Raw genomic sequence first — 21,330 nt, 5'->3', positions numbered from 1 at the left:
ATTACAGTATTTAATCTATAGATAAAATCTTCTTGACTTTAAAGGCGCTCGTTATATTGAATGGGGGAAAATAAAAGTTTTGCATGGATACTCGTGAAAAAGGTAAGATTAACAAGGGGGGGAGCCGTGAGTTTGATAAAAGTGCTATCAAACATTCCTCTTTAGAAAAAACGATGGTTTTGGAAGGTAGTGAACAGTCAGTCATATAATAGTGACTATAAACTGACTAAAAATACACAATAAACAGAGGTCGAACTATTAATATTGCTAGGGAGAAGTTCATGTCAAAAATTGTAGTCATCACTGGAGCTAGTTCTGGAATAGGGTTTCAGTTATCTAAAACTTTATTGCTAAGCGAGTCCAACATACTAGTTATCGCGATTGGTAGGCGCGGTAATATGCTATCGAAATTACAAGCTCTATTTCCAAAAAAAGTGTTGACGATTGAGGCTGATATTGCTTCTCCTGATGGGCGGAAGGACGTTGTATCAGCTCTTTCTCAATACTCGAAAATTGACTGTTTGGTGCATTCAGCTGCCACCGTTCACCCGCTAAATAGCATTAAAAAACTCAAACTCGATGATTGGCGAAAATCACAACAGACCAATGTGGAAGCGCCTTTATTCCTAACTCAATTATTAATAAATAAATTCAATAACAGTAGGGTGTTATTTATTACCAGTGAACCAATCATTCACCCGGTTTTTGGTGCAAGCAGTTATTGTGTTAGTAAAGCTGGACAACAAATGGTTTACGAATGTTTTAAAGCTGAGTTTCCTATTAATAAAGTTGCTTTTTGCCTTGTTTCTCCTGGGATGGTAGATACACCAATGCAAGAACAAATCCGGCAGGCTGATCCAAATGAACTTCCTATGGTTGAAGCAATATCTGCATTATATGCAGACAATAAATTGTTGGTGCCTAGTGTTGTTGCAGATTTCCTTAAGTGGTTGTTATTGACCGTTGATGTACACGATTTCAATCAAAATATATGGGATATTTATGAAGAAAAACACCACTCATTTTGGCTAAATATTAATGAAAATTAGAAATATTTTTCTTGTCATTTAGGCGGAATCCCCAGATCTATCTACGAAATAATTTAGGTGAAATATGACTGAAAGCAAACTAATTTCAGATCTTGAAACGCTGAAAAAAACTATCTCAGGTGACTTGTTATTATCTTCAGACCATGGATATCAAGCTAGCTGTTACTTATTTAATCGCGCTATTCATAAAATGCCATTAATGATTGTGGTTATTCTTGATGTCACAGACATCATTAAAACTATAGAATTTGCGACTAAACACCATCTACCTATCAGTCTAAGAGGAGGAGGTCATAGTATTTGTGGTAGCTGTCTGATAGATGGTGGGGTCGCTATTGATATGCGAGCTTTGAAAACTATCAATATTGATCATGATTTAAAAATAGTAAGTGTTGATGCTGGTGTGCTTAACCAAGAATTAGACCATGCAACTCAGGAACATAAGCTCGCCCTACCACTTGGGACTTGTAGCTCAGTCGGGGTGGTGGGAGCGACATTGGGTGGAGGTATAGGTTTTTTATCGAGAAAATATGGACTTACATGCGACAACGCAGTGCAATTTACAATGCTTACCGCAGCAGGGAATTTAATAAAGGTCAATGAACACAGTTATAAGGACTTATTTTGGGCGTTAAGAGGTGCAGGAAGTAATCAATTTGGGGTCATCACTCAAATTGACTACCAACTTCACCCTATGCCTGAATTGGTATACGGAGGAACTATTAGTTGGTCTATTAACTTAGCTAACTTGATTTTTAAAAACTATCAAAAGCTAATGTCTGATGCCCCAGATGATTTATTCTTGTATATCTTTACGTCCAGTGATCAGACGTCCAATCCGATTATATCTGTATTTGGGTTTTACTTTGGTAACAGACTAAAAAGTGAACAACTATTTAGTAAACTCCTAAATTGGGCTAAACCATTGACATCAGATCTCAAGACTAGACCTTATTTGGAGCTTCAGTCTGCACATTATCAAGAAGGGCTAGCGATTTATTGGAAACACGGATTTATTGACGGCCCTCTTACTGACAAACTCACTAAGTTAATAATAGCAGTAAATAAACGATGTCCCGTCGCTTCAGGGGGAATAATGTTAGATCCACTAGGTGGGGCGATAAACAAAGTTGATAGATCAAGTACAGCATTTATTCATCGAAACTCTCAGTATATTTGTAGTATAACAGGGTTGTATGCAGGAGATTTTGTACCAGACTTTGTTAAAGACTGGGTGAATGAAAGTTATCAGGCATTAAGCCCTTTCTTTAATGGGAATGCTTATCAAAATTATGAAGATATTGAGTTGGATGAGAGTAGGTGCTACTTCGGCGAACATTTTGAAAGACTAAAAATAATTAAATCCTTGTATGATCCCCAAAATTTGTTCAGTGGGATTTTGTCCAAGTAGATGCACCAATATACTGAATAGTCAATTGTTATCAATTACTCAACCCGTATACATATATTGAAACATTTGAACTAACTCGGTTAAAACCATGGAATTATAGAGTGCTAGCAGACTAGAACAATCGATGCTCTCAAAACATTAGCCACTTTTTTTCAGCCGTAGTTAAACAATAGTATATAAATGCATCATTGATTGTTGTCATTTTACGTAACTATGAGGTAAATAGCCCAATAGGGCTCCAAAAGAAGAATGATAGTCTTAATATCGTTTTTTTAGTACAACATTGGCATTTTCATCTACTAAGTTGAAAACACTATTATTTGAATCTAAGTCTATTCCACCATATAGTTTCATAACTAGTTCCTCATTACAGTGATCATTAAGCTTAGCCTGTAGAGTCGAAAACGTGCCACTTACACGGATGAGATTTCTATATGAGTATCTTTAGGAATATCTTTCACGTCAAAGAGTGTTTTCAGGTTACTGCTGTTTAGCTTGTTCTCTAAGCGTTTTTAAAAAGCTAGGAGGGATCTTGAAAGTACATACAGGCAAAAGCACTCATGACAATGTCGTGTTGAATATAGGTAGATTTAGATTTATCTCTTATCTCAGGCATTGCATTAAGCACCGCGGAAAATGATTTCCTCTGTGAGGTAAAACTCAGATGCTTCTTGGGTTTAGTATGTGTTGTCAAATGTAGGCCAGATAAATATATTATTGGTTATATATTTGATCTTATCGTAGTAATTGAAAAAAGTTTAAAATATTTTTGAAAATAATATATTTTGAACTTGAAAGGGTAGGAAAGAAAAAGTCAGCGCGAAAAATATTTTTTATTATTGGCTTAAACTCATTGTTTTATACCCGTCACCATTCAAAGTGCGGGTTTTAAAATCTGAAAATTGTCATTGATCCAGCTATCTAGACTGCCGGAAATTTTAGGTAATGTGATAGTAAAAAATTCACTTATTCGCCGACGAAACTCTTTCGTCGAGGAAAAATATTCTCCATTTCTAGCCTTTTCATTCATCACTTTCCAAAGTCGCTCTATTGGGTTCAAATTAGGGCTATACGGTGGTAAATATATTAGCTCGATATTTAACCTTTCAGCTTCCTTTTTAACAATATCTGAGCGGTGATAACCCGCCCCATCCAATACTAATTTGATTGTCCCACTACTCTCGTAGCTCTGACGTACATTCGCCAGAAAATCAACAATGGCTTCACCGTTCACTGTTTTCTCATATTGTTTAATAACCGCTTTTTCTAAATGACCTAGTTCAATAGCACCTACAACATTAATACGAGAGCGACTGCCCGTTGTTTTTATCGCTTTATCTTCGCCTGTTCTTATCCACCCGGCAGTTATTTTAGTGGCTTGCATTGGGTGGACCGCATCCATGAATAATAACCGCTCGTCAGGCAATAGCGCTAACTTGAGCTGTTTGTAATACGCTATGAATTCAGCTTGTTTTTCTTCATCAAACTTATGAGGTACACCTTTAGGTTTTTTGTAACTGAAGTTATGCTGATGTAGCCATTTATTTAATCCTGAAATTTTGTAGGCTACGTCATATGTTTCTTGAATATGAGTCTGTATTTGATGTGCGTGGAGATAAGTAACGTCACATAAGTGTTCGATGAGTTGCTTCGTTTGTTCAACGGTTAGGTGGCTTTGAGAACCACCACTTTCTATTGTTAATTTTTCACTGTCTAAGTAATTATCGATAAATCGCACCACACTGGTTTCATGCACACGTAATACTTGTGCAATCATAGGTGTAGGCCAACCTTCATTACGCAATAAAACGGCTTTAATTCGGTCACTTTCACGTTTATCACGTGATTTTTTGTGACGAGCTTCTAATGTGGCTTCTTGCTCTACTGACAGCGTTATATTTCTCATGCCGCTATCATGATCTCATTATCGATAAAATCAAGCACTTTCAATGATCACAGGTATATTTGGCTCTCTTGGTTAGCGCGAACTGCTGTTTCCTAGTGTGGTTGAAGATTTAATTGCCAAACGTATTATTCACGGCAGTTAATTTATTTAACCAGTAACGCATCACTTTAAGGGGTTAGTTCCATATAGCACCTATTTGTCACTAGTAATAGCTACGGCCCCTATAAAATATGGCTTGAGTCAAAAACACAACTAAAGATAGAAGCAGGTATACAACCTTGCATAGTTTAATTTAATGAGTTAAATGGTTCGTTTATTCATCAATTTTATTCATTTTTGAACAGCCAAGAAAACGGTCGTTTTAATTGCACTAAAAACTGATTTACAAATAATGAATAATACTAACATATAACAATTACTTACACGGTTAAATTATTAGGTTCAATTTTCACATAAATAGCTGTATACATTATTTTTAAAGGGTTGTAACTGTTTATGAGTAAAAACCAGTGCTATGTGGAATTAACCCCTTTAAATAAACTTCTTAAAGCCGAAAGGCGCTTTTCTATTTGATTTACGGAATAACGGCAATCATTTTAGGCTTTGCATTCTCTGCATTAGGTATCTCTTCAATAAAACGATTGAAAAGTTTAATCTAAATCAATAAAACTTAATGAGAATAATTTGCATTAGCGACTTATTAGATGTAGACTCACCACACTAACTAATACCGTAACTCATAGAATCTTATATCTAATGAATAAAAGCCTTGTTGCCTTAGCAATTTTAACCACGTTGAGTCAAACCAGTTTAGCCGCTCCTTCCCCTGATGATGATAGCAATATTGAACAAATGTCTATTTTTGGTAGTGACCAGTCGGTAAATGACATTCCTGGTAGTGCCCATATGATTACTGAAGAACAATTAGAAAAATTTGATTACAGCGACATTATGCGTACGTTAACGTCTATTCCGGGTGTTTATGTGCTAGAAGAAGACGGTTATGGTTTACGACCTAATATTGGTATGCGTGGAACTGGGCAAAACCGTAGTGAAAAAGTAACCATAATGGAAGATAATGTGCTGGCAGCCCCAGCACCTTATGCCGCTCCGTCAGCTTATTACTTTCCAACAGCAGGTCGCATGCAACAAATTGAAGTATTAAAAGGTACTTCAAGCGCTATGTATGGACCAAGAACAACAGGTGGCGTGATTAATTTATTGTCTCGTCAAATACCTGATGAGGAACTCTCAGGCCAAGTTGATTTGAACTTAGGTGGCGATGGCTATGGTAAGTTACATGCTTACGTGGGCGGAAAAGGAAAAAATGTTTCGTCAGTATTTGAAGTGTATCGTTACCAAGCTGACGGTTTTAAAAACATTAATAACACTGATCAAGAAGCTGATTTCATTAAAAATGACTACCTTGCTAAATTTCGTTTAAATAGCGATGCAGACGCAAAATATTATCAAGAGTTAGAGTTAAAACTAAAATATTCAGACGAAGACGCCAATGAAACTTATATGGGCATTACGGATGAAGATTTTAACAGTCAACCTTACAATCGTTATTCTGCTTCACAGCTTGATAATATAAGCACTGAACATAAACAAGTACAATTAAATCACCTTTTACAGCTTTCAGAGCGCTTTAATTTTGTCAGTACGGTTTACTACAACGACTTTTCAAGAAACTGGTATAAAGCTAGTAAAATTAATGGTTTGTCATTAGGTAGTGGTGGTATTGAAGCCGCTGCTGATTTTGATAAATCGCCTAGTGAACAACCCTTATCTTTTGATGTTAAAGCCAATAACCGCGCTTATATTTCAAAAGGCGTACAAACAGTACTTAATGCTGATTTCAATGATCATCAAGTTAAGTTTGGCGCGCGCTATCATGAAGATGAAATGGATAGATATCAATGGGTTGATGGTTTTCAATTAGATCAAAGTTATCAGCTAACTCAACTTAGTTCAGGTACGCCGGGTACAGACTCAAACCGTATTGATAGCGCGAAAGCAACGGCACTGTTTGTTCATGACGAATATAGCGTTGGTAATTTCATTTTCAATGCGGGTTTACGCTATGAAAACATGACCATTAGCCGCAAAGATTGGGGGACAGGTGTTAGTGATCGTAATCAGCCACTGAAAAAAGATATTGATAATAGTCTTGATGTGTTTCTACCCTCACTTGCCTTAACGTATAAAGTTAATGATGATTTAGTCATTATTGGTGGTGTACAAAAAGGTTTTGCGCCACCAGCACCAGGTAATAAAGAAGCAATAAATGAAGAAAGTATTAATTATGAATTGGGTTTTCGCTACAACGACTCTTTAGTGAATGCCGAAGCCATCTTGTTTTATGCAGATTACGCCAATATGTATGGCAATTGCACCGCAAGTCAAGGCTGTGATGATGAAAATATTGGCGATCAATATAATGCGGGTAAGGTTCAAATAGGAGGTCTTGAGCTAATGGTGGGTTATCGTTTTGAAACACAATCAATCACCTTTCCTATTGATTTAACTTATACCTATACCGAAACTGAATTTAAAAATGCTTTTGACTCTGATCTTGATACTTGGGGTACAGTAAATGCGGGTGATGAGTTACCTTATGTACCCAATAATCAACTGCAATTAACTTTGGGTGCAGAGGGTGATAACTGGCGTAGTGATTTATTAGTGCGTTATTCTGGTGAAATGAGAACACAAGCTGGTCAGGGAACAATGTTAGCGGGTGAACTGGTCGCGAGCCGTACAGTCGTTGATTTTGCCGCACATTATTCGCTAGATGAACAGCAAGAGCTAACGTTAAATATTGATAATTTACTTGATGAAACTTATGTTTCTACCCGTACTCAAGGCTCTATTATGGTGGGTAAACCTCGAACGTTAATTTTGGGTTATAAATATAGTTTTTAAGGTAAATTAAACTGGTTAACCGTAAAGCCAAGTAAGCAGTACGCTTACTTGGTTAACATAATAATATACTATTCCGTCTTAGAATAAATTAACGGTTTATAGAGACCCGTTATACTTCACAATTGGTCTTTTCGAAACATATTTCCCTGCCTGACATCTTTGCCTTCAACCAAATAAACAATGTATTCACAAAGGTTCGTGGTGTGATCGCCAATTCGCTCTAGTGCGCGGGCGCACCAAGTTACGCGTAATAAGGCGACCACTTGCACACGAAAATGTTGTGGTGTTAATGAGTGCTTAACGAATTTATTAGAACACCATTGCGCAAATGCAGCGACGGCATTGGAAAGTAAATCTGACATTATTATAGCCTAATTTATTTGGTTGCAATAATTAAATAAGATTAAAAATTGGAAGTTAAACTATGCTGCCGCAAGCTCACATTAAAACGGGCGATAACTTCAGTTAATGGTAATAAATTTCGTGGAGGCAATGATTACCAAGTATCGTAATGGAACGACTGCGACGACTTATTTCAAACTGCATTATTTATTATAATTCAGCGCTAATTTCTGCATTTTTGAAAATTCAAGCAAAAAATGGCAGACAAGATATTGTTGATATTATTTCAAGACTCTCACCAGTCGCTTGGCAGTATATTAATTTAAATGGCGAATATGCTTTTAATAAAGATCGTAAAGAAATTGACTTAGCTGGGTTACTTAATGATATAGATCCATTAAATGTTAATCCTGGTTAATCTTGGAGAAGCAAAACTAATAGTTACTCAATTAATCAGTACGTGATCTTACCAGTTAACTATTAGAACACACTAAAACTGGTAACGCATTGGCAGCTACCGTTCTCTAAACTTCACATTCAAAATTATTGGCATAGCGTACGTTCATAAAATCGGTTTGAGAGTAATTTTATGTAAAAAATAAAGTTGTAGAACGAGAACAATGCCTATGACTGCTTCAGGCTTATTGTGACTGCTAGGTATAGTGATTTGGATCGTAATTTATGACCGTTTACAGCTCTTTAGCTGTAGTTATGGTACTAAAACTTTAGGTCTTCAAAGTTAAGGTTTTTAGATATCAGCCAGTACACAAAACCTATCAGCAGGTCATCATCTGACGGCTGATGTCTAAAAGGCACACAATGAGGAAACCGCGGGAATTCAACTCGGTGTTATGGGGATTGCTTGATTGTCTTTTGCTCTTGATGGTTAAAATTGTTTCTTGGGACTAATTTACGTTGCGTTAATATGCTTTCCACTGTGATATTTTCCTCTCATACTGCTTTATTTTAATCTAGATCCGATAAGTTTGAGCAAATCGAACAATACTAGCCCTTATCAACCATTGCCGATAATTTAACCTTTGCTCATTGACTACCACTAACTAACTAATAAGGGTGGTGCCCTTGGTAAATATAAATGAAGCAATACGTCTGTCACAATCATGCCGGCACCACAACAAGGGCAAACAAAGGTCGGTGTTCGCTCATGTGATTTGGCTTCACTCGATAACGCTTTATCCAATGGTATTATCGGTTCGTTAACGTTCAGTAATTGCCGTGCTTTACCCAAGTTCTTCTTACGACCTGTATTCGCAGTCAAACCATAATGTCGAATACGGTGAAAGCCACTCGGTAATACATGCAGTAAAAAACGTCGGATAAACTCATCATGTGTCAGCGACATAGTACGTTGTCTATTCTGGTATTAGGTGATCGCGATGCATGAGAATATGCACTCATCACATAAAAGGCCAATCAAGAACCCAAGCGACCCTGTTCCCTGAAGCATTAGATGATTTTGTTGCCGATGAAAATCCTGTGAGAGTTATTGATGCTTTTGTTGATAGTGTAGACTTAGCTTCATTAGGATTTGAAAAAGTCACAACCAAAGCAACTGGCCGCCCATGTTACCATCTAAGCATGATGTTCAAACTCTATATTTATGGTTATTTGAATCATATCCAATCATCTCCAATCATCTCGACGATTAGAAAAGAAATCTCACCGCAATGTTGAATTAATGTGGCTTCTCGAGCGTTTAACCCCTGACTTTAAAACCATCGCAGACTTTAGAAAAGACAACAGCACAGGCATTAAAAATACGTGTCGTCAGTTTGTTCAGCTATGCCGCGAAATGAATATGTTCACCAATGTGATAGTTGCCATTGATGGTAGTAAATTCAAAGCAGTGAACAATAAAAAAAAGACCTATACTCCAAAAAAAGCAAAGGACTTAATTGCTCGGTTCGATGCGAGTATTAGTCACTACTTAGCGATTTTAGCGGATAAAGATAAACAGGAATATTCTGATGAAGATGTCACTGTCATGCACGAGAAAGTGGCATGGATGAAGAAGAGACTCACCGAATTAGCTGACCTTGAAGCAAGAGTAAATGAGCATCCCGACAAACAATTGTCACTCACCGACCCTGATTCAAGGCTCATGAAAACGAGCAACATGGTGCGGCAAGTTTGCTACAACGTACAATCTGCCGTAGATAGCCAACACCACTTAATTATTAGTCACGAAGTTACGCAATCCACAGATAGAGGAAAGCTTCATTTAGTCGCTAGTCAAGTACAAGAAGCACTTGAAACCACTAATATAACCTTTGTGGCAGACAAAGGTTATTACAGCAGAGTTGATATTAAAAACGTGCTCGATACAGGATCTGAAATGCTGGTACCCAAAGGAGATACATCAGGGGCTGCAAAAGCTGGGATATTCAACAAAAACCAATTCAAATATAACAAGGAAAAAGACGAGTACATTTGCCCTGCGGGTAACGTATTGCCTTATCGTCGTAATGCCATGGAAGATGGTTTACAGATACGCATCTATGTAGACCATATTGCTTGTAGAGATTGCGATATTCGCGCAAAGTGTACTCGCTCACTCAAAGAGCCAAGAAAAATGCGACGTTGGGTACATGAAAATGACATTGATGCCATGCATCAACGACTCAAGGAAGCGAGCGACACGCCGCTTATTCGTAAGCAAACTGTAGAGCACCCATTCGGCAACATAAAGATGTGGATGGGTGCGACTCATTATATTACTAAGCGTTTAAAAAACGTAAGTACGGAGACTAACCTACATGTTCTTGCTTATAATCTTAAACGAATGATGTCAATTAAAGGCACAATTGGTTTGATGAAGTTAATCAGGCAATAGTTGGTCTGATTTGGTCTAAAAACCTCACTATTAGTGACAAAAACACCAATATAAACGTAATAACACTACAGAGTTCCCCATCACGTTAGTCACCGTAAGTAACCTAAAATGCTTGTAAAAGTAGCTATTATTAACACCAGAACAAAGATAGTGCGCGAACAGCACAGTTGTTTATCAGTTTTCACACAGCCTGAGCTTAAACCTGACCCTCAAGCGGCAGTAGATTTCGGTTGTTATTACCCTGACTATTTGCCAAAGCGAACACGAATTCTATGTTGCTTCGTGCCCCAAAGTGCCATAAAAACCTTTTACAGGTACTGATTTATTTGTGTGTGCTTTTCCAGTGAAATAATCACAACTGTTCAAAATCCACCCTATTAGCAATTTCGAGGGGATGGGCGCAAAACCCCATTTAGCAAAAAACAAATGATATTAAATTCCTAAGGTTCATTTCGAGGGGATGGGCACAAAACCCCTTGTATTAAGCTCTTGGTTATGGAACGCTCATGAGCTTGAAACAATTCTGCTACCTCACCAACTGGAGCAACAGATAACCAATTACCATTATGCATTTTTAGGTAATTTTCGATGTCTACTTCTGATACAACATCGCTAAATAGAACTACATCGCTAAAATCGAATTCAATTACGGATGCATTAACTTTTTTATAATCTGCAATCTTTTTCTTATCAACTTCACGAGTTACTTTTATTTCAACGATTATGCGTTCCCCTGAGCTATAGCAAGTAATATCTGGTATGCGTTTAATCGACCTCAAACTTTTTTCAAGTAATACCTCATCAAATTTTATTGCGAATAAACTTGGGTTTGAAAAACCTATCGGGACTGTGATTTGCTTGTGCTTTTCTAAATATTCTTTGACTTTAAAATGAAGCTCACTTTCTCCGGTCCACTGACAGTTAGCCTCATCTATTTCCTGATGGTGCGAAAAATGCCATTGATTAACTGCAGATAACCGACCATGGCAACCGATACAAATACAATCACACTCAAGCCCAGTGTGAACGTTTGCAATAGACACAATCTGACCATCACGGCTTTGTGCATAAGTCATTTTCACAGCTTTAAGCTGAATCATATTTATGCCCTACCCATGTTAATTTAGTTAACCCATTATTAATTGACATCAAATAACTCTAAGAGCCTTCAGGAGCCACTTGCTCTAGCGGTGCCAGCTGCTCTGATTCCTGAAGGTTTGATTTGACGTTGAAACTAGCTAAATAAGTTTTATAGCCTTCGTCATCACCATTGATTGCAAACCGGACTAATAGAGGTTGATCTTCGAGGTTTGGCAGCTTTAAGAATGAATTAGGGGAAATACTTGAAATTTTAGTTTCGCGGCTATTCTTTGTACACCAGATATCCAATGAAGTTTTAGCACCTACTATGGGGCCTATACGGTCTTTAAGCTGTCCACTCACGGTTAATCGGCATTGGCGCATATTTTCAGCCTCAAACCCAAAACTGACACGAAATGTTGTTTCTAGGTACTTGTAGGTCGTGACTCCATCTAGATAAACTTCAACTGGATTATCGCTTTTATTTACAAGGGCAAAATCTCTTAAGTTATCTTTCATTACCCCCATTGGATCATTGCTTAAATCTCGTTCGTAGGTCATCTCCTGTGCTTTGATTTCAACCCAATAAATAAACCGTTCAATAGGTGTGCTCTGAAATACAAAATACAACGCCGTTAAGCCTATTACGCCATATACCGGATCAACTTTGACTTTTCCAACATAGAAACCTTGCTTTGGCTTAAGTAAATTGAAAACCTTCTTAACTTTTTTATGCTTTAACGCTGCTAACATGGGCTTTTTATCCAAACAATGTCATAATTGTGGATAATAACATAAAACGTTGTAATTGTAATAAAGGTGACCAAATGTTAGACATTTCTGATCATGATATTAGTCGCGGGGAACCAGTAAGGGAAGCTATAGTTACCGAATGCGCAGAAAATGCTGCATACCGTAGAAACATCGATCCTGATATTTTATTATCCATCATACTAGAAGGTGAACGGGGTAATAATGGCTCTGTCGTTAGCAACACAAATGGCAGTTACGATCTAGGGGTAGCCCAAGTTAATACAATACAATTTACTGAGCCGTGGTTCAAAAAAATCTACCCTGATTGGAAAACGGTAGCTAACAATGTATGTGTTAATATTAGCGCTGCAGCAGACGTTTTAAAGCGACGTATAGATGAGCTCTCGCCAGGGGAATCCATTTGGAACGCCGTAGGACATTACAACAGCAAAACTAAACTTATCAAACTTACTTACTTAAGAAAAGTCATGATTGGATACCGCAAACGCGCAGAATTGCGAGGCTCAGGCTTCAATGTGGAACAAATAAAATGAAAAATGAAATAACTAGTCATGAACACAAAATAAAATCTATTATTGACACTATTAACTCTCTCGAATCTGCAGAATTGACACTACTAGCTCAACATTTAGAGCAATCTTCTGTTCAAACTGGTGAGTTAGAAATAAAAACACTAAACGACTCATTGAAAAAACGGGCCAACATAACCCAAAAGTCTGCAGCAAGATTTATTACTAAGATAATAACGGGTCTAACTGACAAAGAAACGTTAAGTAAGAAAGAGAGAATAGCTTCTATAACATTGTTATTATACAAAACCATTTCTTTGATTTCTCACGATTTAGACATTACACCAAAATCAATCCTGTCAAAAATATCCAGCACTCACAGAGTTGAAAATTCTGGTACCGAAAATTCTTATTTCAAATATTGGTTTAAAGATGGTGAAGGTAACATACATCATTGGAAAGGAACGGGCTTACCGCCTAAAGGTTTCCACGACTTGATCTTAAACGAGCAACTTGAACTCTATAATGTAATCAAAACCCCAAAGCCAAAGTTATTTGACTGGAAAAAAAAAGGATAACCCAATGCTAAATAGTCTATTGATAGCCTCTCTAATCTCAGTCGTATCTCCAACTGAAGCGAACTTGCCTACAAAAGTGGAAATTGACGCGATCAACAAAAAAGCGTTACATGCTGTTGAGCTTATGAAGCAGAATACTGAACAGTGTGGTGACCCGTTTGTAACGAATCAGATTGTTGGAGGGGTTAGTGCGCCGGAAGGTTCAAAGCTATGCCAGGACATGGTTTCAAGAAAATTTAAATTGATATTCCCCACACCAACGTTGGTTTATGGGGAATTCCGTAATGATTATGTATTAAGCAATTGATTTTAAGTTCATTGAAGCCAGCAACACAGATATAACTGCATTTTCCATCTGTGACATCGATGCGCCAAATGAAAAAGAAACTTGGGTTTCAACCGTAGCTTTTCGTTTGCCTGAACACACATAACGAACTGATTTAGATACATGAGATTGGTAAATCTGAATTTCAGCCGCATCAAATGTACGTTGAGTAGTAACTACTGACGAGACGGCCAAATCAACCGCACCATTATCTTCATCCCAATCATCACAATTTAAAGCTGTAACACTCAACATAAACCCGTCGCATTTAGCTACGATTTCTTGATCTGTATCAGAGTTATCTATTACCTCTACAACATCACCCGTAACAACTTCTAACAAGTACTCAACTAGATAATGTATATCTCCAGGAGTAATGTCAGTAAATACCTGCTCACGTAAAGAAGACACATGATCACTACCACCATTGAGACGTTGATGTTGAGGTGTCACTTTCTTTTTGAACTGAGGTCTAAACTGATCTAAGCTGATGATTTTATGTGTATTGGCGCTCATTTTACGCTCCCTGAAAAATTAAAGCTAAAACAACAACTAACGGTATTGCTATATAAGGGTTTATGTAAAACCGATATGGAACTGGCCAGAAAGGTTTTATCCCAGCTGGAGTAATTGAATCACCCAGCAAATGACTTACATATCCTATTGTGAGGGCGTGTATCCATAACATGGATAGATCAAATGCACTTAATACATATAAGCTACCCGCTATTGCCCAAATAGAATGCGTAATCCCTCTGTGACTAAACCATGACAACACAGTCGATACTGGTCTAATTCGACGGCCAAATGTAGAGTTTGGATGGTCGATATCTGGTAATAATGCCCCAAATATTGCTACGGGCATTAAAACCAGAGTTTGTGCGCTAACAACGGCCTCAAATGAGTCATTAATTAGCGCGGTATAACCGAGCCATGACACGCAACCTAAGCTTACGTGTCCGGCAAAATTCATTTAACACCTACTGCGCTAAACGTCTCAACGTCATTATATTGAGTTTCAGCAGCCTTCTGAAAATTATTGTCACGATTCTCAATCATTTGTTGCTGCATTTCATACGGCATATGTAGCAACACATATGATGCATACTGACCGTTCTGAATTCGGTATTCTTGACTAACAATTCGATAACCAAGCACATCAGCACCAGCAACTCGCTTCACGACTGTTTGATCTGCAGTAGATTTAAATCCACCAGCAGATTGAGAACGATGCAAACGCTCCTTACCAGAAACCTCATTATTAATCGTCTTGGCAATAGAGTATTCTGCCTGAAAAATTGCTAACTCTCTGGCGTACTGCAAATCTGATGAAGATGCTGTTGCTGTCGCATAGACCCCCGTCGCATCCGATATTGGTGGCGTTAAAAACCACTCTGGCACATCATTCAACGTCTCAGTCATCCGCTCTACTTTGTTTCTAGCTTGCTTTTCTTGGGCCTGCTGGTAATCCACAACTGGATTAGATCCACACGCACCAAGCAACACAGTAGTAGTTAAGAAAAGTAATTTTGTTTTCATGTTATCTCCAAATTTATGTTCGAAATTACATTCCAACACATAATTTTTTTGCTACAAGGTTTTGAATTAACTTTTCTTAATCAAATTTTTCTGGATTGTATAAGCATACCTAAACTAGCGCAACTTATTTAAGATTAATTATCGTTTTTGACCATGTTAATGCGAAGAACTCACTTCCTTGCACCGAAAATATTGTATGCAACAATATGTTGAATTATAAAAAATGGATACATTCATAATGACTCAAACCCTTGTTCCTGATGCGCATTTAGTCAATTCGACGGTCAACCTCCACAAAGGAAATATAAGTAATGAACTGGCAACAAAGCTGCTGAGGATGGAATTTTGTATAAGAAAGTTAGGTTATAAACCTGTTGATTTTAAACAAGAAGAACTATTGAAAATATTAAAATTATGTGTTGAATTTAACTTGGACTTTGAAAAGTCACGACTTAAATTGGATGTATTCATCGTGAATAAAAATGGAAAGCTTTCTATTTGGCCGCTAGTGACTTCGAATGCACTAAGCCATATTTTGAATCGAATTATGGGTATCGACAGCACTATACACACTGTACTTGCTCTCGATGGCTCACAAATCCTCAACAACGTCCCTGAATCGACCTGTAGCCGTCTAACTGAAGCTTCTGGTGTCATATCTCAATTAACGAGTCAAAGCATCACTGCCAGCGCTTCTATAAGCAAAGAAGAAGTAACACTCCTTTTCTCGGCCATTGAAGAAGCATCTGCAAGTGAAGATGAGTTTGCAGACGCAGTATGTGCAAAGCGGTTATTGAAATACCTACCCTCAGGCAACAATAAGCACTTCATCGACTTGCAAGCACTACTAGATACTGGATTTAGAAAGGCTCATATAGGTTTCACTTCCTTGTAGGAAATAATTTATATGAGACGATGAAAGTCAGATTTTAAAGGGGAATTGATATGACGATTAAGAAAGCGGATTGGTTAAAACTGATTAAGGTAGGTGGCGTCTCATTAATAATGAAAGACGAGAAGCTATCAGCTTTAGATTGCTTTGAGTGTGCCGGATTCAATAGAGAAATTGCTAATTCCTTTGTAGACTACTGCTTAGCTTATGCAGCTGTAACTGGGCTAACTTGGTCGGAAACCAGTAGCTATTTGTATCCTAGTGTAGATCGTGACAGTGGAAATATTTTTATAGCTCACACATATAGAGCAGACTGCCAACTAGCCTACGCTAAAGGCGGATTACAAAATATTCAGGCATGGGCCATTCGAGAAGGCGATGAAGTATTAATAGGCTCTGGAGACAACACAGCGCCATCAATCACACAAACATCATTGTCGCCTGATAGAGGGGCAATTAAAGGTGGCGTCGCATCAGGTACATTAAAGTGTGGAACCATCGTAAACGCATTTATCAAGAAAGAAGAAATTCTAAAAACGATGTCGAATGGAACTGCAGTTTGGAGTTCAGTATTTGTAGATGAAATGATAAAAAAATCTGCTATTTGGCAGATACTTAACAATATACCGAACCTAAAGCGAGAGTTAAGCATTTACGTGGACAAGTATTGCAATGCTTATTATCCAAAGCTAACGGATTCTAAAGGCGTATCAAGCACCACCACAAAACCGATGCAATCAGTTAGCGAATCAGTCTCCTTGATAGGTACCAGGCCAGCGAACAGTAAAAAATATCAGAGCACTGGATTAGTTTATCAAACTCCAACTTTACTTAAATTCATGGGGATCTAATGCCTACAATAATCGAGCAGTCTAACCTCAATAATCAGATAAAAATGTTTATCGAGGCATTTACAGCTAAAAACTTGGTGGTTTTAAATGAGCTCAATAGCAGCACATTTAACACGGCATGCGAACTAGAATATCTAACATCACACGTCTTCAATAAATTGGAGGAAGACTTCTTTAATAAAAATAGAATATGTAATGCTTCAATCATCAGTACACTGCGGGATTTAAAAGGGTGCAACATCAGCCTAAACCCTAGAACCAGGCAAGCAACAATAATGTTAACTAAAAACATTAAATCAGGGCTGGAAGAGATCCACTTATATCCAACTTACATAGGATTAAGAGATATTGCTGTTGGTAAGGGGGTTATTCTTAATGCTGTCGCTTCACTTGTATACTCCGAGGACACCTTTGTTTGGCATGGCCATAGCACAGCTCCTGTTCATACTTATGACCCGTTCAGTAAAACCCGAGGTGAATTGCGAGGTGGTATTTGCCGTGCAACACTACCTAACGGTGAGTTAATTGTTTCGGCTATTAATCGTGAAGAATTAGAAAAATCATTTAGAATGGCCCAAAGCCCTGAATCAAAATCCCTTTGGCAAGAACGTACTGACCAAATGCTACTTGCTAAGGTCTTGCGATTCTCTAGCTGCGATTGGCCAAACAATAAGCCTATCTTTGAACATTTGAATTAAACAGTTGGAAAAATGGAATCAAAATTCTATAACTTCTTACACGCCATTACGAAGGCAAAAGAAAAACCCATATTTAGCATTGAATTTCAATGTCCCGATCTTTTGGACGGTAAGATTTTAACTTCAATAATGCATGGTTACTACAATATACAAGTGGACCACCCGACCCTTAGTAAATCCTATATCATTCTTAATAGGGAGGATTACAACCGGAAACTGATCGCTATTCTTTCTAAAGTTAAAAACCTGGCACCGGATGATCAAGGTTATGTCAGCATAGAGCACCTTGTACAAGAAAGTGAAACCATCTACAGCTTACCTCAGGCGATACCAAAAGGTAAAAATACGAAATGGTTAGATGGAGGCCTGACTCTTCCGCTGACTGTTGACTTTACCGGTCAAGAAATCAAGGCACGTTCTGAGTATAATTGTGAGTCAATTACAATGTCCGTTCATCAAATATTTTTGTTAATCTCTAACAAATTAATTGGGAGGCATCAATTTGAACAAAGACATAATGGTTATGTATTGATCAAGGAAGAAAAAACCAAGGGAAATCATAACTTTGAACCCAATGAATCTCTAAATATGTTAGTGGACAACAAATCTTATTTGTATGTCCCAACAAAACCTCAAATATTCACGGTGACATCGATTAGTGATAAAATAACTGGCTTTGTAGTGAATGGTAATGAAAAGATTTTTATTGATTTACCTAAATTATTCATCACCCCAGCATTAGAAATACTATCTCAGTTATGGGTTATATGTGAAGGTAATGAACCTCGCATCTTAAAAGTACTAAAGGAAGTAATAGAATGATAACTACACCCGCTCTAGTGCTCATATCTGCCGTTATAGGGTGCCTGTTTGGGATATTTATCGTTAGCTCTAAACCTAAACCTAAATCTATTAAAGTTGACCCTGAAGATAATATTCAACCTGAGGCTGAAGAGGCAAGTGAACACCGCGAGCAGCGCCTGGTTGCAAACCCAATAATAAACAACAAAAATCATTTGAGCTTATTTTTAGCTTTAAACAAACAATACTTCGACTCGTACAGCTGGAGCCTTTATCTATCGAGTAAGAGAATAGACAAAGCCTTACCAGAGTTAACAATCCCATTTACACTGATTAACTCTGAAACGAGTGAGCCCATGCTTTGCATAATTTTCACTCAGCAATCAGTTTTTAACGACCCAGAGGCTTTAAAAATTATCAATCTTCGCAATGGACTTCATGAACTGGGGATTAAAAGCGTGTTAGTACCCAACACATCTAGCATCAATCCAGTTGACGTCATAGAAGATATTGACGAAGTACTTTTTGGGAATACCATTTTTTAGTAAAAAAAAAACCAATCTTTAATTTAGCCCCAGAAGGGTCATAATTAAAGATTGGTTAGTTAGGTTAATATCGACGCAATGAATAAACACCTAAATCCGGTATAAATTCAAAATGGTCACTTTTTAACAACATTTCTATTCGCCCTTCCCAATTTACATTTAAGAAACTACTTGCATCAATCATAGAACTGAACTCTAACAAAATTGAGTTAATATCCATTTTTGATGTTTGTTGAAGCATCCGTCTTAATGTTGAAAGCCAAGTCGCATCCAGTAAAGCAATAGCCTTCTGTTCTGCTTGCTTGACGGCAAAATAAGATGAATGCTGAGTCTTCTTAAAAAGCAAAAGTTTTTCATGAGAGATTCTTATAAGTCGCTTATTACTATAATTTCTACTATCAGAAACACAGTGATGTTGCGTTTTTATAATTTCTTCACACAATTTTCCTGGGGCCAACCTCTCAACTAAAGAACTCAAGTTTCTATATGAGCCATTCTTGCGTTGATTTCCACACAATATACCGTAATAGCCTCCGACCTTTGTTGCATCATGAATATTGGCAATTGCCAACATCATTCCATCAACAAAGTTCTTTAAAGACATTTGCGATAAGTCATGGGGATGAGCGATATCGCCCCATTGGTTTGCACTATATCGGATCATGTCTGCGTATGGAGGTGCCAAAAGCACAAATCTGCCAACTCACCTGATTTATCAGCTAAATCATCCACCAAGAGGTTAAAACCACTGTGCAGATCAAAGCCTTTAAATCGGATATTAAGTGATTTAGCAACGTCATTAGACGTCCCGCCGCCGACACTCGGATCTATAAATAAACCGCCTTTGGGTAGAAACGATTCTAATAAATCCTTAATGATGAAGCCCGTACAATTGCCACGATATTGGTTATTACCAAATGGTCCTCTGGCGGGATACGAGCAGACCGAAGTTGTGAACATTTGAAAACTCCTAAATTAGTATTCAAATCGGGATGCAAAAAAAGGGACAACAAAGTTGGCTTCATTCAACATCTTCTTAATATCATCACTAATCGGCTTCATCAAAGCGCGTAAACCTTCTGGAATAAATCCTGAAAATTCAATTTTATTTCTAGCAAACTGTTCAAACCTTTCCTTTAAACAAATAAATTTAGAGTAATGTAAGTTTGCTAATTCTTCACAATCAAAACCTACCTTCCCTTGAGCAATAATCGCATATAGCGATAGCTCAATCTCAGATAATTCGGCCAGATCTAAGTAAGAAAGATATTGATGCTTCAGCTCAGAAATTAAACTAAAACCGATTGAGTCAGCTACTTCTATATCTTTTCCTTCGTAAATATTTTCAAGTAATGACGATAAATCACACTCTAAAATTTTATTAAGACCAGGGAAAATCGAGTTGTATTTAAAAGGGCTCGCTTCCTCATCCTGGAAATCCAAAACAGCTGGCGTGCCACATTCAATCATATGACTGGCAAGCCTAGTTGTACTTGAAGATCTCTCAAACTCTCCCGAAAACTCACCAATAGTGAATTTTACAAACTCTGTGATCTGTTTGTAAAAGCAAATAGTAATTGCATCTTCATAATCACTATCTTTGTGAACGGTTGTATAGATTGATCGAATAGTTAGTTTCATAGCGTGAACTCCAAATATAAAAATGGGGTAACGCAATCCCAGGGGGATAGTGTTACCCCCAAGGGTTTAAATCGATATTAGAAATGTTTTAGTTGTTTCAACGAGGCAGATTCACCTTTACCAAAAATAATGTGATCAAGAACAGATATATCAACAGTATTTAAGGCAGCTTCAAGACGTTTAGTAATACGTATATCTGCATTCGAGGGAGTTGAATTGCCGGTAGGATGATTATGAGCAAACAAGAATTAATTTTTGTTTTTATGAATCATGAGAGAAACCAGTAGTACCAATGGATTCACAACTCTCTCAACAAAAAGCACTTTATCTAAGTAAAACCTGAGAAAATCCTCCAAAAACTCTCAACTATCTCATCAACTAGTTCAAAACAAAGTACCGACATTTTGTTGCTACATTGGCACTCGACTATATGGGAAAGTTGCTACTCTGTTTTAGAGTACAAACATAACCCCACGTAACAAACTTTTGGACAAAAGCTAGTTAGATTTTTTACTCTATTTAATTGGTTTCGGATTAATATTTGTAAGGCAATTATAGAACGTTATTAAAGCCGATGAACAGGTGGTCCTTCCGCCTTGCATGAATG

General features: G+C 37.5%; 24 protein-coding genes and 2 pseudogenes. 14 read left to right on the top strand and 12 right to left on the bottom strand.

Annotation, left to right across the window (positions count from 1 at the left end):
• The first annotated feature begins 83 nt into the window (after positions 1-83).
• From H5185_RS22995 to H5185_RS12495, 3 genes are all read left to right on the top strand, one after another.
• Positions 84-209: a hypothetical protein gene (locus tag H5185_RS22995; RefSeq protein ID WP_259396217.1), complete on the top strand. Its 126-nt coding sequence runs from the start codon at positions 84-86 to the stop codon at positions 207-209.
• Between the two features lie 72 nt (positions 210-281).
• A complete protein-coding gene (locus H5185_RS12500; RefSeq protein ID WP_182742269.1) occupies positions 282-1,049 on the top strand; it encodes an SDR family NAD(P)-dependent oxidoreductase in 768 nt (255 codons plus the stop codon).
• Between the two features lie 64 nt (positions 1,050-1,113).
• A complete protein-coding gene (locus tag H5185_RS12495; RefSeq protein WP_182742268.1) occupies positions 1,114-2,460 on the top strand; it encodes an FAD-binding oxidoreductase in 1,347 nt (448 codons plus the stop codon).
• 874 nt (positions 2,461-3,334) lie between these two features.
• Here H5185_RS12495 and H5185_RS12490 read toward each other — a convergent pair.
• Positions 3,335-4,366, bottom strand: a complete 1,032-nt coding sequence (locus H5185_RS12490) for an IS630 family transposase (RefSeq protein WP_182742267.1) — start codon at positions 4,364-4,366, stop codon at positions 3,335-3,337.
• Positions 4,367-5,122: 756 nt separating this feature from the next.
• On the opposite strand from H5185_RS12490, the gene H5185_RS12485 reads away from it, so the two are divergent.
• Positions 5,123-7,294: a TonB-dependent receptor domain-containing protein gene (locus tag H5185_RS12485; RefSeq protein ID WP_182742266.1), complete on the top strand. Its 2,172-nt coding sequence runs from the start codon at positions 5,123-5,125 to the stop codon at positions 7,292-7,294.
• 116 nt (positions 7,295-7,410) lie between these two features.
• On the opposite strand, the gene H5185_RS23460 is transcribed toward H5185_RS12485, so the two are convergent.
• Positions 7,411-7,656 carry a PhoU domain-containing protein gene (locus H5185_RS23460; RefSeq protein WP_220494450.1) on the bottom strand — a complete coding sequence of 82 codons (246 nt, stop codon included), beginning with the start codon at positions 7,654-7,656 and terminating at the stop codon, positions 7,411-7,413.
• 149 nt (positions 7,657-7,805) lie between these two features.
• On the opposite strand from H5185_RS23460, the gene H5185_RS12475 reads away from it, so the two are divergent.
• A complete protein-coding gene (locus tag H5185_RS12475; RefSeq protein WP_182742265.1) occupies positions 7,806-8,054 on the top strand; it encodes a Tn3 family transposase in 249 nt (82 codons plus the stop codon).
• A gap of 639 nt (positions 8,055-8,693) precedes the next feature.
• Here the strand turns inward: H5185_RS12475 and H5185_RS23455 are convergent.
• Positions 8,694-9,005: pseudogene (locus H5185_RS23455) on the bottom strand (transposase); the annotation flags it as partial.
• 32 nt (positions 9,006-9,037) lie between these two features.
• Between H5185_RS23455 and H5185_RS12465 the strand changes: the two are divergent.
• A pseudogene (locus tag H5185_RS12465) lies at positions 9,038-10,490 on the top strand (IS1182 family transposase).
• Positions 10,491-10,930: 440 nt separating this feature from the next.
• Here the strand turns inward: H5185_RS12465 and H5185_RS12460 are convergent.
• Both H5185_RS12460 and H5185_RS12455 read right to left on the bottom strand, forming a co-directional pair.
• Complete coding sequence (locus H5185_RS12460) at positions 10,931-11,590, bottom strand: hypothetical protein (RefSeq protein ID WP_182742264.1); 660 nt, start codon at positions 11,588-11,590, stop codon at positions 10,931-10,933.
• A 58-nt stretch (positions 11,591-11,648) separates the two neighbouring features.
• The gene (locus H5185_RS12455) at positions 11,649-12,323 is read right to left on the bottom strand and encodes a hypothetical protein (protein ID WP_182742263.1); all 675 of its coding nucleotides are present in this window, start codon (positions 12,321-12,323) and stop codon (positions 11,649-11,651) included.
• Between the two features lie 74 nt (positions 12,324-12,397).
• On the opposite strand from H5185_RS12455, the gene H5185_RS12450 reads away from it, so the two are divergent.
• Genes H5185_RS12450 through H5185_RS12440 form a run of 3 tightly spaced genes read left to right on the top strand, consistent with a single transcriptional unit; the run spans position 12,398 to position 13,738 of the window.
• Positions 12,398-12,877, top strand: a complete 480-nt coding sequence (locus H5185_RS12450) for a lytic transglycosylase domain-containing protein (protein WP_182742262.1) — start codon at positions 12,398-12,400, stop codon at positions 12,875-12,877.
• Positions 12,874-13,431, top strand: coding sequence for a hypothetical protein (locus H5185_RS12445; RefSeq protein WP_182742261.1), 558 nt, complete (start codon positions 12,874-12,876; stop codon positions 13,429-13,431). The genes H5185_RS12450 and H5185_RS12445 overlap by 4 nt, the downstream gene beginning before the upstream one ends.
• 4 nt (positions 13,432-13,435) lie before the next feature.
• On the top strand, positions 13,436-13,738 hold the full coding sequence (locus H5185_RS12440) for a hypothetical protein (RefSeq protein WP_182742260.1): 303 nt from the start codon (positions 13,436-13,438) through the stop codon (positions 13,736-13,738).
• On the opposite strand, the gene H5185_RS12435 is transcribed toward H5185_RS12440, so the two are convergent.
• The 3 genes from H5185_RS12435 to H5185_RS12425 are packed head-to-tail and all read right to left on the bottom strand — an operon-like array spanning position 13,727 to position 15,295.
• The gene (locus H5185_RS12435) at positions 13,727-14,272 is read right to left on the bottom strand and encodes a hypothetical protein (RefSeq protein ID WP_182742259.1); all 546 of its coding nucleotides are present in this window, start codon (positions 14,270-14,272) and stop codon (positions 13,727-13,729) included. The genes H5185_RS12440 and H5185_RS12435 overlap by 12 nt on opposite strands.
• A 1-nt stretch (position 14,273) precedes the next feature.
• On the bottom strand, positions 14,274-14,729 hold the full coding sequence (locus H5185_RS12430) for a metal-dependent hydrolase (protein WP_182742258.1): 456 nt from the start codon (positions 14,727-14,729) through the stop codon (positions 14,274-14,276).
• A complete protein-coding gene (locus tag H5185_RS12425) occupies positions 14,726-15,295 on the bottom strand; it encodes a hypothetical protein (RefSeq protein WP_182742257.1) in 570 nt (189 codons plus the stop codon). Before H5185_RS12425 ends, H5185_RS12430 begins: the two co-directional genes overlap by 4 nt.
• A gap of 238 nt (positions 15,296-15,533) precedes the next feature.
• Between H5185_RS12425 and H5185_RS12420 the strand changes: the two genes are divergently transcribed.
• The 5 genes from H5185_RS12420 to H5185_RS12400 are packed head-to-tail and all read left to right on the top strand — an operon-like array spanning position 15,534 to position 19,082.
• Positions 15,534-16,190 carry a hypothetical protein gene (locus tag H5185_RS12420; RefSeq protein WP_182742256.1) on the top strand — a complete coding sequence of 219 codons (657 nt, stop codon included), beginning with the start codon at positions 15,534-15,536 and terminating at the stop codon, positions 16,188-16,190.
• Between the two features lie 50 nt (positions 16,191-16,240).
• Positions 16,241-17,038, top strand: a complete 798-nt coding sequence (locus H5185_RS12415) for a recombinase RecT (RefSeq protein ID WP_182742255.1) — start codon at positions 16,241-16,243, stop codon at positions 17,036-17,038.
• Positions 17,038-17,736 (top strand): recombinase RecT, encoded by a 699-nt coding sequence (locus H5185_RS12410; RefSeq protein ID WP_182742254.1) that lies wholly within the window; start codon positions 17,038-17,040, stop codon positions 17,734-17,736. The genes H5185_RS12415 and H5185_RS12410 overlap by 1 nt, the downstream gene beginning before the upstream one ends.
• Before the next feature lie 12 nt (positions 17,737-17,748).
• Entirely contained in the window at positions 17,749-18,558 is an 810-nt protein-coding gene (locus H5185_RS12405) for a hypothetical protein (RefSeq protein WP_182742253.1), read from the top strand.
• Entirely contained in the window at positions 18,555-19,082 is a 528-nt protein-coding gene (locus tag H5185_RS12400; RefSeq protein WP_182742252.1) for a hypothetical protein, read from the top strand. The genes H5185_RS12405 and H5185_RS12400 overlap by 4 nt, the downstream gene beginning before the upstream one ends.
• A 64-nt stretch (positions 19,083-19,146) precedes the next feature.
• Here H5185_RS12400 and H5185_RS12395 read toward each other — a convergent pair whose 3' ends face one another.
• The 4 genes from H5185_RS12395 to H5185_RS12380 form a co-directional block, all read right to left on the bottom strand.
• Positions 19,147-19,767, bottom strand: a complete 621-nt coding sequence (locus H5185_RS12395; RefSeq protein WP_182742251.1) for a DNA adenine modification methylase — start codon at positions 19,765-19,767, stop codon at positions 19,147-19,149.
• Positions 19,743-20,042: a hypothetical protein gene (locus H5185_RS12390; RefSeq protein WP_182742250.1), complete on the bottom strand. Its 300-nt coding sequence runs from the start codon at positions 20,040-20,042 to the stop codon at positions 19,743-19,745. The genes H5185_RS12395 and H5185_RS12390 overlap by 25 nt, the downstream gene beginning before the upstream one ends.
• 15 nt (positions 20,043-20,057) lie before the next feature.
• The gene (locus H5185_RS12385; RefSeq protein WP_182742249.1) at positions 20,058-20,723 is read right to left on the bottom strand and encodes a hypothetical protein; all 666 of its coding nucleotides are present in this window, start codon (positions 20,721-20,723) and stop codon (positions 20,058-20,060) included.
• A 77-nt stretch (positions 20,724-20,800) separates the two neighbouring features.
• Positions 20,801-20,968 (bottom strand): JAB domain-containing protein, encoded by a 168-nt coding sequence (locus H5185_RS12380; protein ID WP_182742248.1) that lies wholly within the window; start codon positions 20,966-20,968, stop codon positions 20,801-20,803.
• Positions 20,969-21,330: the final 362 nt, after the last annotated feature.

The sequence above is a fragment of the Shewanella sp. SG44-6 genome (assembly GCF_014164185.1).
Taxonomy (GTDB): Bacteria; Pseudomonadota; Gammaproteobacteria; order Enterobacterales; family Shewanellaceae; genus Shewanella; species Shewanella vesiculosa.
This window is presented reverse-complemented; position numbering and strand designations above follow the sequence as displayed.

Coding starts and splice junctions, on each gene's coding strand:
- H5185_RS12475 (WP_182742265.1), top strand. CDS start 7,806: ATGGAACGACTGCGACGACTTATTTCAAACTGCATTATTTATTATAAT.
- H5185_RS12490 (WP_182742267.1), bottom strand. CDS start 4,366: ATGAGAAATATAACGCTGTCAGTAGAGCAAGAAGCCACATTAGAAGCT.
- H5185_RS12485 (WP_182742266.1), top strand. CDS start 5,123: ATGAATAAAAGCCTTGTTGCCTTAGCAATTTTAACCACGTTGAGTCAA.
- H5185_RS12400 (WP_182742252.1), top strand. CDS start 18,555: ATGATAACTACACCCGCTCTAGTGCTCATATCTGCCGTTATAGGGTGC.
- H5185_RS12425 (WP_182742257.1), bottom strand. CDS start 15,295: ATGAAAACAAAATTACTTTTCTTAACTACTACTGTGTTGCTTGGTGCG.
- H5185_RS12405 (WP_182742253.1), top strand. CDS start 17,749: ATGGAATCAAAATTCTATAACTTCTTACACGCCATTACGAAGGCAAAA.
- H5185_RS12420 (WP_182742256.1), top strand. CDS start 15,534: ATGACTCAAACCCTTGTTCCTGATGCGCATTTAGTCAATTCGACGGTC.
- H5185_RS12450 (WP_182742262.1), top strand. CDS start 12,398: ATGTTAGACATTTCTGATCATGATATTAGTCGCGGGGAACCAGTAAGG.
- H5185_RS12500 (WP_182742269.1), top strand. CDS start 282: ATGTCAAAAATTGTAGTCATCACTGGAGCTAGTTCTGGAATAGGGTTT.
- H5185_RS12435 (WP_182742259.1), bottom strand. CDS start 14,272: ATGAGCGCCAATACACATAAAATCATCAGCTTAGATCAGTTTAGACCT.
- H5185_RS23460 (WP_220494450.1), bottom strand. CDS start 7,656: ATGTCAGATTTACTTTCCAATGCCGTCGCTGCATTTGCGCAATGGTGT.
- H5185_RS12460 (WP_182742264.1), bottom strand. CDS start 11,590: ATGATTCAGCTTAAAGCTGTGAAAATGACTTATGCACAAAGCCGTGAT.
- H5185_RS22995 (WP_259396217.1), top strand. CDS start 84: ATGGATACTCGTGAAAAAGGTAAGATTAACAAGGGGGGGAGCCGTGAG.
- H5185_RS12445 (WP_182742261.1), top strand. CDS start 12,874: ATGAAAAATGAAATAACTAGTCATGAACACAAAATAAAATCTATTATT.
- H5185_RS12410 (WP_182742254.1), top strand. CDS start 17,038: ATGCCTACAATAATCGAGCAGTCTAACCTCAATAATCAGATAAAAATG.
- H5185_RS12495 (WP_182742268.1), top strand. CDS start 1,114: ATGACTGAAAGCAAACTAATTTCAGATCTTGAAACGCTGAAAAAAACT.
- H5185_RS12390 (WP_182742250.1), bottom strand. CDS start 20,042: ATGTTCACAACTTCGGTCTGCTCGTATCCCGCCAGAGGACCATTTGGT.
- H5185_RS12385 (WP_182742249.1), bottom strand. CDS start 20,723: ATGAAACTAACTATTCGATCAATCTATACAACCGTTCACAAAGATAGT.
- H5185_RS12455 (WP_182742263.1), bottom strand. CDS start 12,323: ATGTTAGCAGCGTTAAAGCATAAAAAAGTTAAGAAGGTTTTCAATTTA.
- H5185_RS12430 (WP_182742258.1), bottom strand. CDS start 14,729: ATGAATTTTGCCGGACACGTAAGCTTAGGTTGCGTGTCATGGCTCGGT.
- H5185_RS12415 (WP_182742255.1), top strand. CDS start 16,241: ATGACGATTAAGAAAGCGGATTGGTTAAAACTGATTAAGGTAGGTGGC.
- H5185_RS12440 (WP_182742260.1), top strand. CDS start 13,436: ATGCTAAATAGTCTATTGATAGCCTCTCTAATCTCAGTCGTATCTCCA.